Source organism: Nonomuraea rubra (genome assembly GCF_014207985.1).
Classification (GTDB): Bacteria; Actinomycetota; Actinomycetes; order Streptosporangiales; family Streptosporangiaceae; genus Nonomuraea; species Nonomuraea rubra.
This window is the reverse complement of record NZ_JACHMI010000001.1, coordinates 11005056-11020667: the sequence shown is the minus strand read 5'-3', so window position 1 is coordinate 11020667 and position 15612 is coordinate 11005056. Positions and strand designations below refer to the sequence as shown.

General features: G+C 70.1%; 14 protein-coding genes. 8 read left to right on the top strand and 6 right to left on the bottom strand.

Annotated features, from left to right (window positions below; genetic code table 11):
* Positions 1-481: 481 nt before the first annotated feature.
* On the top strand, positions 482-1150 hold the full coding sequence (gene hpf, locus HD593_RS50225) for a ribosome hibernation-promoting factor, HPF/YfiA family (protein ID WP_185109956.1): 669 nt from the start codon (positions 482-484) through the stop codon (positions 1148-1150).
* 201 nt (positions 1151-1351) lie between these two features.
* Entirely contained in the window at positions 1352-2050 is a 699-nt protein-coding gene (locus tag HD593_RS50220; protein ID WP_185109955.1) for a response regulator, read from the top strand.
* A gap of 366 nt (positions 2051-2416) precedes the next feature.
* Here the strand turns inward: HD593_RS50220 and HD593_RS50215 are convergent, their stop codons facing one another.
* Complete coding sequence (locus HD593_RS50215; RefSeq protein WP_185109954.1) at positions 2417-3634, bottom strand: winged helix-turn-helix domain-containing protein; 1218 nt, start codon at positions 3632-3634, stop codon at positions 2417-2419.
* 490 nt (positions 3635-4124) lie between these two features.
* Complete coding sequence (locus tag HD593_RS50210; protein WP_246547167.1) at positions 4125-4445, bottom strand: HGxxPAAW family protein; 321 nt, start codon at positions 4443-4445, stop codon at positions 4125-4127.
* A gap of 164 nt (positions 4446-4609) precedes the next feature.
* Here HD593_RS50210 and secA point away from each other — a divergent pair, with 164 nt between their 5' ends.
* Positions 4610-7399, top strand: a complete 2790-nt coding sequence (gene secA / locus HD593_RS50205) for a preprotein translocase subunit SecA (protein ID WP_185109953.1) — start codon at positions 4610-4612, stop codon at positions 7397-7399.
* A gap of 133 nt (positions 7400-7532) precedes the next feature.
* Here secA and HD593_RS50200 read toward each other — a convergent pair whose 3' ends face one another.
* From HD593_RS50200 to HD593_RS50185, 4 genes are all read right to left on the bottom strand, one after another.
* Complete coding sequence (locus HD593_RS50200) at positions 7533-7904, bottom strand: Rv3235 family protein (protein WP_185109952.1); 372 nt, start codon at positions 7902-7904, stop codon at positions 7533-7535.
* Positions 7905-8078: 174 nt separating this feature from the next.
* Positions 8079-9359, bottom strand: coding sequence for a PTS transporter subunit EIIC (locus tag HD593_RS50195; protein WP_312904325.1), 1281 nt, complete (start codon positions 9357-9359; stop codon positions 8079-8081).
* Positions 9360-9393: 34 nt separating this feature from the next.
* Positions 9394-10740: a PTS transporter subunit EIIC gene (locus HD593_RS50190; protein WP_312904324.1), complete on the bottom strand. Its 1347-nt coding sequence runs from the start codon at positions 10738-10740 to the stop codon at positions 9394-9396.
* A gap of 190 nt (positions 10741-10930) precedes the next feature.
* Positions 10931-11671: a GntR family transcriptional regulator gene (locus HD593_RS50185; protein ID WP_185109950.1), complete on the bottom strand. Its 741-nt coding sequence runs from the start codon at positions 11669-11671 to the stop codon at positions 10931-10933.
* A gap of 124 nt (positions 11672-11795) precedes the next feature.
* Here HD593_RS50185 and HD593_RS50180 point away from each other — a divergent pair, with 124 nt between their 5' ends.
* The 5 genes from HD593_RS50180 (at position 11796) to ptsP (ending at position 15598) form a co-directional block, all read left to right on the top strand.
* Positions 11796-12830, top strand: a complete 1035-nt coding sequence (locus tag HD593_RS50180) for an SIS domain-containing protein (protein ID WP_185109949.1) — start codon at positions 11796-11798, stop codon at positions 12828-12830.
* 38 nt (positions 12831-12868) lie between these two features.
* Positions 12869-13105, top strand: a complete 237-nt coding sequence (locus tag HD593_RS50175) for a PTS sugar transporter subunit IIB (protein ID WP_185109948.1) — start codon at positions 12869-12871, stop codon at positions 13103-13105.
* Between the two features lie 10 nt (positions 13106-13115).
* Positions 13116-13562: a PTS sugar transporter subunit IIA gene (locus tag HD593_RS50170; RefSeq protein WP_185109947.1), complete on the top strand. Its 447-nt coding sequence runs from the start codon at positions 13116-13118 to the stop codon at positions 13560-13562.
* Between the two features lie 117 nt (positions 13563-13679).
* A complete protein-coding gene (locus HD593_RS50165; RefSeq protein WP_185109946.1) occupies positions 13680-13940 on the top strand; it encodes an HPr family phosphocarrier protein in 261 nt (86 codons plus the stop codon).
* Positions 13937-15598 (top strand): phosphoenolpyruvate--protein phosphotransferase, encoded by a 1662-nt coding sequence (gene ptsP / locus HD593_RS50160; protein ID WP_185109945.1) that lies wholly within the window; start codon positions 13937-13939, stop codon positions 15596-15598. Before HD593_RS50165 ends, ptsP begins: the two co-directional genes overlap by 4 nt.
* The last annotated feature ends 14 nt before the right edge of the window (positions 15599-15612 follow it).

Here is a 15612-nt window from a genome sequence, read left to right as displayed (position 1 = left end):
CATTGGAAGGCGCTTTCCGGTCGACTCGATCTCACTGACAGTGATCACCCGGCTGATGCTCAGGCTGACATTCGTGCTGGATGCGGATAGCGTTCCTACATGGCACCCGTTCGGGTCCGTGGTTGCGCAGGGTCGGGGTCCCCGGCTCTGCTAGCCGATGCCAGCCGCAGGCAAAACGGTCCACGTAAGGCGACTCTTTGTCGACCGATCACGGTGCGGCTTAGGGGTAAGTCCTGCCTTCCCGGGGGTCCAGATGTCCCCCGTCAGGAGAGAAGGGCAGTAGTGGCGACAGAGCTGCGAAACCCTCAGCAGGCGGATGTGGGGTCGAAGACCAGGTCGGCCGGGCGGGTGCCTTCCGAGTTCCCGGTGACTCAGCGTCGGAAGAGGGTAACCGTGACAGAGAGGCAGCCAGAACACCCCGTCCGGCATGCACGTCGTCGGGCGCTCTTGCTCAGTCGTTAGACCGAAGGGGGGCTGTTGCATGGACATCATCGTCAAGGGCCGGCACACAGGAGTAAGTGATCGGTTCCGAGACCACGTGACGACCAAGCTGGCCAGGATCGAACGTCTGGACAACAAACTCATCCGAGTTGATGTGGAGGTGTCCAAGGAGCGTAATCCGCGCCTCGCCGATCAGCGCGAGCGCGTCGAGCTCACCATTCACTCCCGAGGACCGGCCATCCGCGCCGAGGCCTCGGCCGACGACCGATTCGCAGCCCTCGATCTAGCCCTCGACAAGCTGGAAGGCCGCCTCAGGCGGCTGGCCGACCGGCGCAAGGTCCACCACGGCAACCACTGCCCGCCCTCGGTGGCGGAGATCACCGCGACGCTCCCTGACGCCGCCGATCTGAAGCCCCGCACGCAGCCCGGAGTCCCCGAGCAGGCCGAGCCCGACGAGGACGAGCTGCAGCAGAAGAGCGACCAGCTCTACGACGACATCGTCCCGATCGAGATGGACGGCGACGGTCCGCTCATCGTCCGGGAGAAGTTCCACCGAGCCGAGCCCATGACCATCGATCAGGCCCTGCTGGAGATGGAGCTGGTCGGACACGATTTCTACCTGTTCCGTGACAAGGAGAGCGGCCAGCCGTGCGTCGTCTACAACAGGCGCGGCTACAACTACGGCGTGTTGCGGCTCGTAGAGCCCTGATCGCGCGCTAAAAGATCTTCTCGACCACCCGAGAACCGCGGGTACATGCCATCATGGCGGTTCGACGGCTCTGGCCCCCCGACGAGGAGGAGACGTGAGCGAGCTCAGTCAGGCAGGGATGAGCGAGCGAAACGAGGCAATGGCAGGCACGAGGCTGGTCGTCACGAGGCCGGCCGTCACGAAGCTCACCAAGGAGGCTTCGTGACCGAGTCTGGCGAGGCCCGCGCGCAGGTGAGCGAGCCGATCCGCGTGCTGATCGTCGACGATCACGAGCTGATCCGGCGGAGCCTGGCGCTGGCGCTGGCCGCAGAGCCTGACATCGAGGTGGTCGGTGAGGCGAGCGACGGGCAGGAGGCGGTCGAACTGGCCGATCGCCTCATGCCTGACGTCGCGCTCATGGACGTGCGCATGCCGCGGCAGGACGGGATCGAGGCGACCAAGGGCATCAAGGCCTCCGTCCCGAGCACCCGCATCATCATGCTGACGGTGAGCGACGAGGAAGAGGATCTCTTCGAGGCCATCAAGGCGGGAGCCACCGGCTACCTGCTCAAGGACGTCCAGATCAACGACGTCCCGGCGGCGGTGCGCGGCGTGCACGAGGGCCAGTCGTTAATCAACCCGGCGATGGCGGCCAAGCTCATCAGCGAGTTCGCCAACATGAGCCGCAAGGAGGCCGAGCGCCCGCCTCAGCTTCCGGTCCCCCGGCTGACCGACCGGGAGATGGAGGTGCTGCGGCTGGTCGCCAAGGGCATGAACAACCGGGAGATCGCCAAGCAGCTGTTCATCTCCGAGAACACCGTGAAGAACCACGTGCGCAACATCCTCGACAAGCTGCAGCTGCATTCGCGGATGGAGGCCGTGGTGTACGCGGTGCGGGAGCGCATGCTCGAGATCACCTGAGCCGCCGGCCTGGCCCAGCCTGGCCTCGCCCGGCCGGGTTTCCGGTTGCGTGGCATGCCGGGCGCGCTCGTGGACGAGGGCGTCGCGAGTGCTCGGGCCGTGCAGTGCTCTCACGCGAGGCCGCTGCGCCTGCTTGGGTCGTCCTCTCCTGCGATGCTGCTGCGAGCGCTTGAGCGTGCTCGCCGGCGAGGCCGTCGCGCGTTCCCTGCGGGGTGAGCACGGCCACGCGTCACGCCCCTGCCGCCGGCACGGTCGACCGTGATGCGTGTCGTGATCGCGACGCCACAACGCCCGAGCGGGCGCAGGTACGTGGCTCGGGCGCATGCGAGGGGCGTTCAGGGGCGCATGGCGCCGGTCGGCTCTCGTTCAGGGTCCGTTCGGTGAGGGCGGGGGTGCAAGGGTCGCGTTCAGCATGGGGACGAGTTCCGGCGGGTCGGCGCGTTCGACGCGTACGGCGTCGCAGCCCACCCAGTCGGCGGCCGACCACAGAGCCTCGCTCAGGGCGCCGGCCCACTTGGCGGGCGAGAGGCCCGGCTCCAGGTGGACCTGCCTGGCCACCAGCGTGGAGCCCTCGCGGGCCGGGTCGACGCGCCCGATCAGCCGCCCCCCGGCCAGCACCGGCATCGTGAAGTAGCCGTGCACACGCTTGTGCTTGGGGACGTACAGCTCCAGCGTGTAGGTGAAGCCGAACACCCGCTTGGTGCGCTCGCGGTGCCAGATGAGGGAGTCGAACGGCGACACCAGGGTGGTGCGGTGCCGGCCGCGCGGCTCGGACTCCAGGCCCTCGGGAGCCGCCCAGGCGTTGGCCTGGCCTTTCTTGCCGGGCCAACCGGCGACGGTCACGGGCACCAGGCCCGCCGCGCCGCTGAGCAGCACCTCGTCGAGGATCGCCGCGTAGCGGCCCTTGAGGCGGAGGAAGTCGATGAGGTCGGTGCGGTTGGCCACGCCGAGGGAACGCCCGGCCACGCCCGCCAGGCGTACGATGCACTCCTCGTCGGACAGGTCGTCGGCCAGCAGGTCGGCGGGGACCACGCGCTCGGCCAGGTCGTAGACGCGGCGCCAGCCGACGCGGCGGCTGCACACCAGCTCGCCGATGTCGAGCAGCCACTCCAGGCCGATCTTGGAGTCGGACCAGTCCCACCACGGGCCGCCGTTCTTGGCGCCGCCCACGTCGGACGTCGTCAGCGGGCCCGACTCCCTGACCTGGTCGAGCAGCTTCTCCACGTTGTCGGGCACCTCGTGCCACCGGTAGCGCCGCTCACGGTAGGCGCGGCGGCGGAAGGAGTAGAGCGGCCAGTGCTCGATGGGCAGGATGCAGGCGGCGTGGCACCAGTATTCGAAGCTCTGGGCGGGGTTGTGCCAGTAGGCGCGCTCGACCTTGGAACGGCCCACCGCGCCGAGCCGGGCGTAGGCGACCAGCTCGTGCGAGCGGGCCAGGACCGAGATCGTGTCGAGCTGGACGGCGCCCAGCCTGCGCAGCATGCTGTGCACGCCGCCCTTGCGCGCGTCGGCGCCGATGAAACCCTGAGCGCGCAGGATGATCCGGCGGGCCTCTTCGGCGGTCAGATCGGTCACACCGGTCATGCCCGCGCCTCCATATGGCGATGCATGCGAGCAATCTAGCCACGGCCACCGACAGAAACCGCCGCCGCCCGCCAGACGATCTCCGACCCGGACCGGCGCCTCGTCTGCGGCGGGTGCACGGGTGGGAGGTGCTCCGCAAGGTAGGGGGCCGGATGGGCGCGGGCTGGGGCCGCGCCGCACGGGCCGGGCGGCACCGGCTGGCTGGGCCGCACGGGCTGGGCCGCACGGGCTGAAAGCGCGCTGCGCGGGGGTTGGAGGTGCGCTGCACGACGCCGGAGGTGTGCCGCACGACGCTGGAGGTGCGCTGCACGACGCCGGAGGTGTGCCGCACGACGCTGGAGGTGCGCCGCGCGGGGCTGGAGCGGCTGGTGGCGCCTCGTTCCTGCTTCTGGCGTGGGTGTGCGGGCGGGTCGTTACGTGGCCCGGGATCGGGGTCCGGCATGCGAACGGCGGGCGGCCCGGGGTGGGGCGCCCGCCGTCGGAGACTGGTTCAGCGGTGATCCTCAGCGCGCATGCCCACGCGCGGAGCGTCGATCACGACGTCGGTGAAGATGTCGAAGACGAGGGCGAGGACGCCGCCGACGACGAACAGCCCGGCACCGATCCAGATGAGCGTCCAGTTCGCCGCCGTCAGGCCGAAGCCGGCCACGACGGTTCCCACCAGCATCACCGTCACCGCGAGCCACGAGGACGCGCGACCGCCGTGGCTGCCGAGATTCTCGGTATGCTCCGACTTCTTCCCCTCAACCATGACAAATCCTTCCTTTGCCGGATATCCCGCTATTGGTGCGAGCCGGCTCTCCACCGGCATACCCTCTGCCTTGTCCCCATTCTCCCAGACGGGTTCTGCGCCCTCGTCGTCACGGTGGCTGTGTCTGGTTGCGGAACCGCCTACGATGGCTAACGGGGAAGTTTGTCTCGGCCTCTCCTCCTGGCGGCGCCGCCGGGGTAGACCTGCGAGGAGCTTTACATAAAGTGGCAGCCATTCTCGACAAGATCCTACGTGCCGGCGAAGGCAAGATCCTGCGCAAGCTCAAGCGGATCGCAGACCAGGTCAACTCCATCGAGGACGACTTCACGAGCCTGTCCGACGCGGAGTTGCGTGCGCTGACGGACGAGTTCAAGCAGCGCCATGCAGACGGCGAAAGCCTCGACGATCTGCTTCCCGAGGCGTTCGCGACCGTGCGCGAGGCGGCCCGCCGCGTGCTCGGCCAGCGGCCCTACGACGTGCAGATCATGGGCGGTGCCAACCTTCACCTGGGCAACATCTCCGAGATGAAGACCGGTGAGGGCAAGACGCTGACCTGTACGCTGCCGTCCTACCTCAACGCCATCGCCGGCAAGGGCGTGCACGTCATCACGGTCAACGACTACCTGGCCAAGCGTGACGCCGAGACCATGGGGCGCATCCACCGCTTCCTCGGCCTGGAGGTCGGCTGCATCATCTCCGGCCAGCAGCCCGAGGAGCGCCGCAAGCAGTACGAGGCCGACATCACGTACGGCACGAACAACGAGTTCGGCTTCGACTACCTGCGCGACAACATGGCGTGGTCACTCGAGGAGTGCGTGCAGCGCGGTCACTTCTACGCGATCGTCGACGAGGTCGACTCGATCCTGATCGACGAGGCCCGCACGCCGCTGATCATCTCCGGCCCCGGCGAGCAGTCGGGCAAGTGGTACCAGGAGTTCGCCAAGATCGTCCCCCGCCTGCGCAGGGGCGTCGAGGCGAAGAACCCGGGCGAGGAGAGCACCGGCGACTACATCGTCGACGAGAAGAAGCGCACGGTCGGCATCCTGGAGGCCGGCGTCGAGAAGGTCGAGGACTGGCTCGGCATCGACAACCTCTACAAGCCCGAGCACACCCACCTCGTCGGCTTCCTGAACAACGCGCTCAAGGCCAAGGAGCTGTTCAAGAAGGACAAGGACTACATCGTCGCCGACGGCGAGGTCCTGATCGTCGACGAGTTCACCGGCCGCATCCTGCACGGCCGCCGCTACAACGAGGGCATGCACCAGGCCATCGAGGCCAAAGAGGGCGTGAAGATCAAGGACGAGAACCAGACTCTCGCCACGGTCACCCTGCAGAACTACTTCCGCCTCTACAAGAAGCTGGCCGGCATGACCGGTACGGCCGCCACCGAGGCCAACGAGTTCCACCAGACGTACAAGCTGGGTGTGGTGCCGATCCCCACCAACCGCCCGATGATCCGCAAGGACCAGCCGGACGTCGTCTACAAGACCGAGGACGCCAAGTTCGACGCGGTGGTGCAGGACATCAAGGAGCGCTACGAGGCCGGCCAGCCGGTGCTCGTCGGCACCACCTCGGTGGAGAAGTCCGAGCGGCTGTCGAAGGCGCTCAAGCGGCGCGGCGTGCCGCACGAGGTGCTCAACGCGAAGAACCACGCGCGTGAGGCGTCGATCATCGCCGAGGCGGGCCGCAAGGGCGCCGTCACCGTCGCCACCAACATGGCCGGTCGAGGCACCGACATCATGCTCGGCGGCAACTCCGAGTTCCGCGCCGACCTGGAGCTGCGCCAGCGCGGGCTCGACCCGGTCGAGACGCCGGAGGAGTACGAGAAGGCCTACCCCGAGGCGCTGGAGAAGGCCAGGGCGGCGGTCAAGGCCGAGCACGACCTCGTCACCGAGCTGGGCGGCCTGTACGTCCTGGGCACCGAGCGGCACGAGTCGCGCCGCATCGACAACCAGCTGCGCGGCCGTTCCGGCCGTCAGGGCGACCCCGGCGAGTCGCGCTTCTACCTGTCGCTCGGCGACGACCTGATGCGCCTGTTCAACTCGGCCAGGGTCGAGATGATCATGACCAGGCTGCAGATCCCCGACGACCAGCCGATCGAGTCCGGCATCGTCTCCAAGGCCATCGCCTCCGCCCAGCACCAGGTCGAGCAGCAGAACTTCGAGATCCGCAAGGAAGTTCTGAAGTACGACGAGGTGATGGACCGCCAGCGCAAGGTCATCTACGCCGAGCGCCACCGCGTGCTGGAGGGCGCCGACCTGCACGAGCAGGTGCGCGGCTTCATCGGCGAGGTGATCGACGGCTACGTCGCGGGCGCCACGGCCGAGGGCTTCGCCGAGGAGTGGGACCTCGACAAGCTGTGGAAGGCGTTCGGGGAGCTCTTCCCGGTCTCCGTCAGGGCCGAGGACCTCGTCGAGGAGGCCGGCGGCCGCGAGGAGCTGACCGCCGAGCTCATCGGCGAGAAGGTCAAGGCCGACGCGCTGGCCGCCTACGACCGGCGCGAGGAGGAGTTCGGCCCGGAGACCATGCGCGACCTGGAGCGCCGCGTGATCCTCTCGGTGCTCGACCGCAAGTGGCGCGAGCACCTCTACGAGATGGACTACCTGCGCGAGGGCATCGGCATGCGGGCCTACGCGCAGAAGGACCCCAAGATCGAGTACGCCCGCGAGGGCTTCGAGATGTTCGCCGCGATGCTGGAGGGCATCAAGGAGGACTCCGTCGGCTTCCTGTTCAACCTCGAGGTCGAGGTGCAGGAGAACCCGATCGTCGAGGAGGAGGACGCGGCCATCGCGGAGACCCGCTCGATCATCGCGCGCGGGCTGCGCGGCCCCGAGCGGCCGGCCGAGCTGGAGTACTCCGCTCCCGGCGAGCAGGGCGACGTCGAGCACGTCCGCGTCCGCACGACTCAGGCCGAGCGGGCGGCGTACGGCAACGTGGAGCGTAACGCGCCCTGCCCGTGCGGGTCGGGCAAGAAGTACAAGCGCTGCCACGGCGACCCGAAGAACGCCGCCTGACCCGTCTTTTCCGGGCCCCCACTTCCTGCGAGGTGGGGGTCCGCCCTTTTCCGGCGGGTTCCCACGCCTAGGCCGCTTCGAACTCGGCGGGTTCCCACGCTTAGGCCGTTTCGAACTCGGCGGGCTTCCATGCCTAGGCCGTTTCGAATTCGGTGCAGAGCCACTGGTTGCCGTGCCGTTCCAGGCGCAGGGCGAGAACGTGGTTGCGGTCGCCGCAATGGACGAGCGCGCACATTTCCATGGCGCCGTCGCGGGGTTGCTTCATGTGGACGCTGCCGGTGAACGGCGGGCGGTCGGCGTGGATCATCCGGCCCGCCCGTACCAGGTCACGGTAGGCCCGTTCGGTGAGCCGGTCGGCCAGGGCCTGCGGCGGGCGGCGGCCGGCCAGCACCTCCGCCAGGGCCTGGGTCAGGTGGCGCAGCTTGCGCTCGTCCGGTTGGGCGCCGGGCGGGCCCCAGATCATGGGGGTCGTCAGGGCCAGCGCGCCGTCGATGTCCTGAGGCATGGGGTGCTCCGATTCTCTGCATGAAGGAAAGTCGATATAAGGAGTTTTCGGCCCGGCTCAGGAATACAGAAAGCGCCAACTTGTGCTCGTGCGGCGGACGTTCGTCCATTTATGCGGGGAAACTTTTGGGGAAGCTGGAGCGCTCGCGCCTTTTGGGATGGGTGAGTGGCGGGTTTAGGGCTCGCGGCCGGGGGTGGGCAGGTCGAGCCAGCGGATCAGCAGGGTGAACAGGGCGTAGTAGATCAGCAGGTATGCCAGGCCGAACCCGATGATCAGGCCGAGGCCGTGCGTGTTGGACTTGCTGGCGTTCAGCAGCAGGTCGATGGCACCGCCGGAGAACGTGAAGCCCAGGCGGGCACCGAGCTCGGCCATCAGGGCCATGGACAGGCCGGTCAGGAGGGCGTGGGCGGCGAAGAGGACGGGGGCGACGAAGATGAAGGCGAACTCCAGGGGCTCGGTGATGCCCGTGATGAAGGCCGTCAGCCCGGCCGACAGCATGATGCCGCCGACCGGCCGCCTGCGCTCGGGCGGCGCGGCGCGCCACATCGCCAGCGCGGCCCCGAGCAGGCCGAACATCATCACGGGGAAGAAGCCGGTCATGAAGATCCCCGCGCCCTGCTCCCCGGCGAAGTAGCAGTTCAGGTCGCCGGAGGCGTCCCGGGTGGCGCCGTTCACGCCCGCGTGGCACTCGGGGACGGTGAACCAGACGATGGTGTTGAGCACGTGGTGCAGGCCGAGGGGGATGAGCAGGCGGTTGGCCACGCCGTAGAGGCCGGTGCCCGCCGTGCCGTGGGCGGAGAGCCAGTCGCCCGCCTGCGCCAGCCAGTCGCCGACCGGGCGCCACAGGAGGCCGAACAGCACGCCCAGCAGCAGGGCGGCCACGGCGGTGACGATGGGCACCGAGCGGCGCCCGCCGAAGAAGGCCAGCCAGGACGGCAGCTTGGCGCGGTGGAAGCGTTGCCAGAGCAGGGCGGCCGTGAGGCCGATGAGGATGCCGCCGAGGACGCCGGTGGGGTTCGGGGCGCCCAGGTCGAGCGCGGGAACGCCGTTCTGGAGGAGCACCGAGACCTTGTCGTGGACGGCGCCGTGCCCGGCGTCGAAGAAGAGGGTCTTGGTCACGTGGTCGAAGACGAGGTAGCCGACCAGGGCCGCCAGCGCGGTGGAGCCGTCGGACTTGCGGGCGAAGCCGATCGCCACGCCCACGGCGAACAGCAGCGGCAGGTTGTCGAACAGCGCGGCGCCCGCCGCCGCCATGACCGTGGCCACCGGCAGCAGCCAGGGGAGCGCGCCGCCCAGGCCGTCCGCGCCGAGCAGGTCGTCCTGGCCGAAGCGGTAGAGCAGCCCGGCGGCGGGGAGCACCGCGATGGGCATCATGAGGGAGCGGCCGATGCGCTGCAGCACGGAGAAGGCCGACGACAGCGGGGACGGCGGCGCGGCCCGGTCCTGCACGGTCACCCCCACGTGAGCGTCGGCGTGGGGGTCCGGCCGGTTACCTACCCCGTGGTGGATCTCCCCGAACGGGCTCGGTCTCGCCCGAGTCGAGGTCGGGTTCGGGTTCGCGGCCGGGCGTCATGATGTTGAGCCTGCGAATCAGGAACGTGAACACGGCGTAGTAGACCAGGCCGTAGATCAGGCCCAGGATCAGGATGCCGGGCAGGTTCTCGGTGTTGGACTTGCTGGCGTTCAGCAGCAGGTCGAGCAGGCCGGCGGAGAAGCCGAAGCCGAGCTGGCCGCCGATCAGCGTGGTCAGCGCCATCGCCAGGCCCGTCAGAATGGCGTGCACGACCAGCAGCAGCGGCGCGACGAAGATGAAGGCGAACTCGATCGGCTCGGTGATGCCCGTGACGAACGAGGCCAGCGCCGCCGAGAGCATGATGCCGCCCACGGTGGCCCGCCGGTGGGCCGGGGCCGCGCGCCACATGGCCAGGGCGGCGGCGGGCAGCGCGAACATCATGACGGGGAAGAAACCGGCCATGAACTGGCCGGAGTGCGGCGCGCCGCCGAAGTAGCAGTTCCAGTCGCCGCCCAGCACCTGGCCGCCGACCTCGCACTGCGGCACCACGTACCAGACCACGGAGTTGACGAAGTGGTGCAGGCCGAGGGGGATGAGCAGGCGGTTGACCAGGCCGTAGATGCCGGTGCCGATCGGGCCGATGGCGGCCAGCGCCTCGCCGGCGTGCCGGATCCACTCGCCGATCACCGGCCACAACCAGCCGAAGGCCACGCCCATGAGCAGGGCCACGATGGAGGTGATGATGGGCACGAAGCGCCGGCCGCCGAAGAAGGCCAGCCAGGACGGCAGCTTGATGCGGTGGAAGCGCTGCCACAGGAGCGCGGCGACCAGGCCGATGACGATGCCGCCGAGCACGCTGGTGGGGTTCTGGATGCCGTTGTCGACGATCTCCTTGATGCCCTCGGGCTCGGCCACCTTGACGGCTACGGTGTCCCTGATGTCCGATTCGAAGAACATGGCCTTGGTCACCCGGTCGAAGACCAGGTAGCCGACCACGGCGGCCAGCGCGGTGGAGCCGTCGGACTTGCGGGCGAAGCCGATCGCGACCCCGACGGCGAACAGCAGCGGCAGGTTGTCGAACAGGGCCGCCCCGGCGGCGGCCAGCACGTGGGCGACGTCGTTCATCCAGGCCATCCCGGCGACGTCGGCCAGGCCGCCCGGCTCGGCGCCGTTGGAGCCGAGCATGTCGGGCTGGCCGAAGCGCTGCAGCAGGGCGGCGGCGGGCAGGGCGGCGATGGGCAGCATGAGGGAGCGGCCCAGCCGCTGGAGCACGGTCATCACGCGAGCGAACGGCGAGGGCCGGGCGGCGGAGGTATCGTTCACGTCTCGTTCACCGGCGTTCCTCCAAGGCGTGGACATGCCAGGAGTTTGAGGCGCCGGACGCGGCGGCTCGTCGGCCGAGTCTGGCGGAGATCGGGACGCGGCTCAAGAGCCGCGCATGGGGGCGTCAGTGGGCGTCGGGACGCGGCTCAAGAGTCGCGCCTGGGGCGTCGGCAGGTGTCGGGACGCGGGCTCAGCCGCGCCTGGCGGGCATTTCGAGGATGGTGCGGAGCTGGTAGCGGTCGGCGCGGTAGGTGGACACGCCCAGCTCCGCGCAGACCCCGCCGGAGAACGACCGGCGCTGCAGCAGCAGGACGGCTCCGCCGCGGGGCAGCTTCAGCAGGTCGGCGTCGCTGGGGTCCGCGATGCCGCCGTCGATGGTGAGCTCTCCGGCGTCCATGACGAGCCCGTAGCGCCGCTCCAGCAGCTCATACAGCGATTTGTCGGACAAGTCGTGGTCGGCCAGGTCGGGGGCGAGCTTGACCGGGATGTGGGCCCGTTCGATGGACAGCGGCTCGCCGTCGGCCGTACGCAGGCGCTCGATGAAGTGCACCTCCTCGCCCGGCTGGATGCCCAGCTCCTTGGCCAGGTGCGCGCTGGCCCGCACGACGCGGCGGTCCAGGTCGCGCGAGCCGGGGATCATGCCCCGCGCCCGCATGTCGTCGGTGAACGACGTGAGCTGCAGCGCCAGCTCGATCTTCGGCCGGGCCACGAATGTGCCCTTGCCGGGCACGCGGTGCAGGCGGCCCTCGGACACGAGGTGGTCCACGGCCTGCCGCACGGTCATCCTGGACAGGCCGAAGCGCTGGCAGAGCTCGCGCTCGGACGGGATGGCCGCCCCGATGCTCAGCTCGTCGCTGTCGATGAGGTCCAGCAGGATCTCGCGAAGCTGGAAGTACTTGGGCACCGGGCTGTCCGGATCGATGTGCGCCACGGATCCTCCCCTCGTCTCTACCTGGGCAATGGGCTATGGTTCGTACTGGTCTAGTCCGGACTAGACCACATGTCGCGAAAGACGGTCAAGTGTGAACCGCAATGACCCGAGGGATGAGCCGAAGATGACCACGAAGATGCGCAGCGAGATCGCCGAGCAGCCGACCGCGCTGCGGGCCACGCTCGACTCCCTGCTCCCCAAGATCGACGAGATCAGGGCCATGGGCGAGCAGACCCGCCAACTGCTGTTCATCGCGCGCGGCACCTCCGACAACGCAGCAGTGTACGGGCGCTACCTGGTCGAATCGCACGCCGGCCGCCTGTCCGCGCTGGCCGCCCCGTCGATCGCGACCACGTACAAGCGCAAGCTCGACCTCGACGGCGTGCTGGCCGTGGCCATCTCGCAGTCCGGGCGGACCGAGGAGATCGTCGAGACCCTGGCCTGGGCGAAGGACTGCGGGGCGCGTACCGTCGGCGTCACGAACGGCGGCGAGGCCAGCCCGCTCGCGCAGGCGGCCGACGTCGCCCTGTGCACGGTGGCGGGCGAGGAGAAGGCCGTGCCCGCGACGAAGACGTACACGACGCAGCTCGCCGCGCTGGCCGTGCTCGCCATCGGGCTGGGCGCGGACGTCGCGGTGGACGAGCTGCGGCGGGTGCCCGAGGCCGTGGAGAAGCTGATCGCGGAGCCCGGCGACATCGAGGCCGTGGTCGAGGGGCTGGCCGACAAGCAGGGCGTGGTCGTGTCCGGGCGCGGGCTGGCGTTCTCGACGGCGCTGGAGACCGCGCTGAAGCTCAAGGAGGCCTGCTACCTGCACGCCATGGGCCTGTCGTACGCCGACCTGCTGCACGGCCCCATCGCCGTGGTGGACGCCGACACGCCGGCGCTGCTGGTGGCCGCCGAGCACAGCCCGACCCTGCAGGGCACGATCGCGCTGGCCGAGCGGGTCGTGGAGGCGGGCGCGGCGGCGTACACGATCGGCGGGGGAGGCGCGCTGGCCCAGGCGGGAACGGCCGCGCTGAACGGCCCCGACCTGCCCGAGTGGCTGGCCCCCATGGGCCTGATCATCCCCGGCCAGCTCCTCACCGAGGCACTGGCCCGCAGGCTCGGCATCGACCCCGACGCGCCGCGGGGCCTGAACAAGGTCACCCAGACCGACTGATCTAGCCTGGTCAGAGTGCTAATCCTAGGGAGGACCGGATGGCGGCGGACGTGAACGCGATCATCGCCGCGCTGGGCGGCGCCGACAACATCATCGACATCGAGCCCTGCATCACCCGCCTGCGTACGGAGGTGCGCGACGCCTCGAAGGTCGACCAGCCGGCACTCAGGGCGGCGGGCGCGCACGGCGTGATGGCCGCGGGCAACGTGGTGCAGGTCGTCGTCGGGCCGGAGGCGGACACGATCGCCAGCGACATCGAGGATGTCATCGGCTGAGGGCGAGACCATGACGACTGTTCTCGCCCCGATGGAGGGGACGGCTGTGGGGCTGGCGGCCGTGCCCGATCCGGTGTTCTCCGCGGGCATGGTCGGGCCGGGAACGGCGATCGACCCGCTGCGGGGGCCAGGCAAGGCCGTGGCCCCCATAGCGGGAAAGATAATGAAACTGCACCCGCACGCGTACGTCATCGTGGGCGACGACGGCAAGGGCGTGCTGGTGCACCTGGGGATCGACACGGTCCAGCTCAAGGGGGCGGGGTTCCAGCTCCTGGCCGCGGAGGGCGACAGGGTGAGCGCCGGGCAGCCGGTGGTGGCCTGGGACCCGTCGGCCATCGAGGCGGGCGGTCGCTCGCCGGTCTGCCCGGTCGTCGCGCTGGACGCGCTTTCCGAGGAGCTCACCGGGGTAGCGGAGGGGACGGTGCACGTCGGGGACGAGCTCTTCAGCTGGGGGTAGAGGCCGTTCGCCGGAGGCCGGCCGCACCCGGCACAATAAGCGGGTTGTCCGTGTTTACCGCGATGACAGAGAAGGTCCGGCCGGTCTGGACCGGCGGCTAGAAGGAGGAGCAGCAAGATGGGTGAGCGTAAGGTCACCGTGGCGGCGGAGGTAGGGCTGCACGCCCGTCCCGCGGCGACGTTCGTCCAGCGGGCCAAGCTGGCCCCGATGGACATCACGGTGACGAAGTCCCACGGCGGTGGGCCGGTCAACGGCAAGAGCATTCTCGCGATCATGGCGCTCGACGTCCGGCAGGGCGAGTCCGTCGTGATCAGCGCGGAGGGCGAGGGCTCCGACGAGGTGCTCGACGAGCTGGCGAAGATAGCCAGTACGCCATGAACCTCCGGGGGGTGGGGGTCAGCCCGGGCATCGGGCACGGCCCCTCGTACGTACTGACCGTCTCCGTGCCCGAACCCCCCGAGGGCGCCACCTACACCGGTGAGGCGGAGCAGGAGAAGGAGCGCGCGATGGCCGCGCTCACGCAGGTCGCGGGCGAGCTGGAGGCCCGCGGCAACCAGGCGGGCGGCGAGGCCGAGGAGATCCTCAAGGCCCAGGCGCTCATGGCCGAGGACCCGGGGCTGGTCGTGAAGGTCAGATCGCTGATCGACCGCGGGCTGGCCGCTCCCAGGGCGGTCTTCGAGGCCTTCACGAAGTACCGGACCGTGCTCAGGGGGTCCGGCGGATACCTGGGCGAGCGGGCCGGCGACCTGGGCGACATCAGGGACCGCGTGATCGCGTTGCTCACCGGGCAGGCGATGCCGGGGCTGCCGGTGGCGCCCGCGGAGCCGTACGTGCTGGTCGCCAGGGATCTCGCCCCCGCCGACACCGCGCTGCTGTCCAGGGACGACGTGGTCGCGTTCGTCACCGAGGAGGGCGGCCCGACCAGCCATACCGCGATCATGGCCAGGTCGATGGGCGTGCCCGCCGTCGTGGCCTGTCCCGGCGCCACGCGCATCCCGCCCGGTGTGCAGGTCATGGTGGACGGCACCTCCGGCGACGTGCGCGTGGAGCCCGCCGAGTCCGACGTGGCCGACGCGGTCGGCGCCGCCACGGCCCGGCAGGCGGCGCTCGCGTCGTGGACGGGGCCGGGCGCGACGGCCGACGGGCACCCCGTGCCGCTGCTGGCCAACGTGGGCGGCCCGGCCGAGCTCGACGCCGCCGTGGCCGCGGGCGCCGAGGGCATCGGCCTGTACCGGACCGAGTTCCTCTTCCTCGACCGGCCCGAGCCTCCGTCAGCCGAGGAGCAGGAACGGGCCTACCGGGCGGCGCTGGAGGCGTTCCCCGGCGGCAAGGTGGTGGTGCGGACGCTCGACGGCGGCGCGGACAAGCCGCTGGCGTTCCTGCCCTCGGCGGCCGAGCCGAACCCGGCGCTGGGCGAGCGCGGCCTGCGCAGGTTCGCGCGGTTCCCCGAGGTGATGGATGTCCAGCTGCGCGCGGTGGCGGCGGCCGGCGGCGCCGCCGTGATGGCGCCGATGGTGGCCACGGCCGAGGAGGCCGCCTGGTTCGCCAGGGAGTGCCACGACAAGGGGCTGGACGAGGTCGGCGTGATGATCGAGATCCCGTCCGCCGCGCTGCGGGCCGGCAACCTGCTCACCATGGTCGATTTCGTCTCGATCGGCACCAACGACCTGAGCCAGTACACCTTCGCCGCCGACCGCCAGCTCGGCGCCGTGAGCGCGATGCACGACCCCTGGCAGCCCGCCCTGCTCGACCTGGTCGCCATCACGGCCGGCGCGGCGGCGCGGGCCGGCAAGCCCTGCGGGATCTGCGGCGAGGCCGCCGCCGATCCGGCCCTGGCCTGCGTGCTGGCCGGGCTCGGGGTCTCGTCGTTGTCGATGGCGCCCTCCGCGCTGGCCGCCGTACGCGCCGGGCTCGCCGCGCACACGATGGAGCAGTGCCTGGCGGCGGCGGAGGCCGCGCGGACGGGATCTTCGGCGGCCGACGCGAAGGCGGCGGCCCGTGCTCAGCTGCCGGGGCTCGACAGGCTGGGGCTGTAGCGGGACCCGGCGGG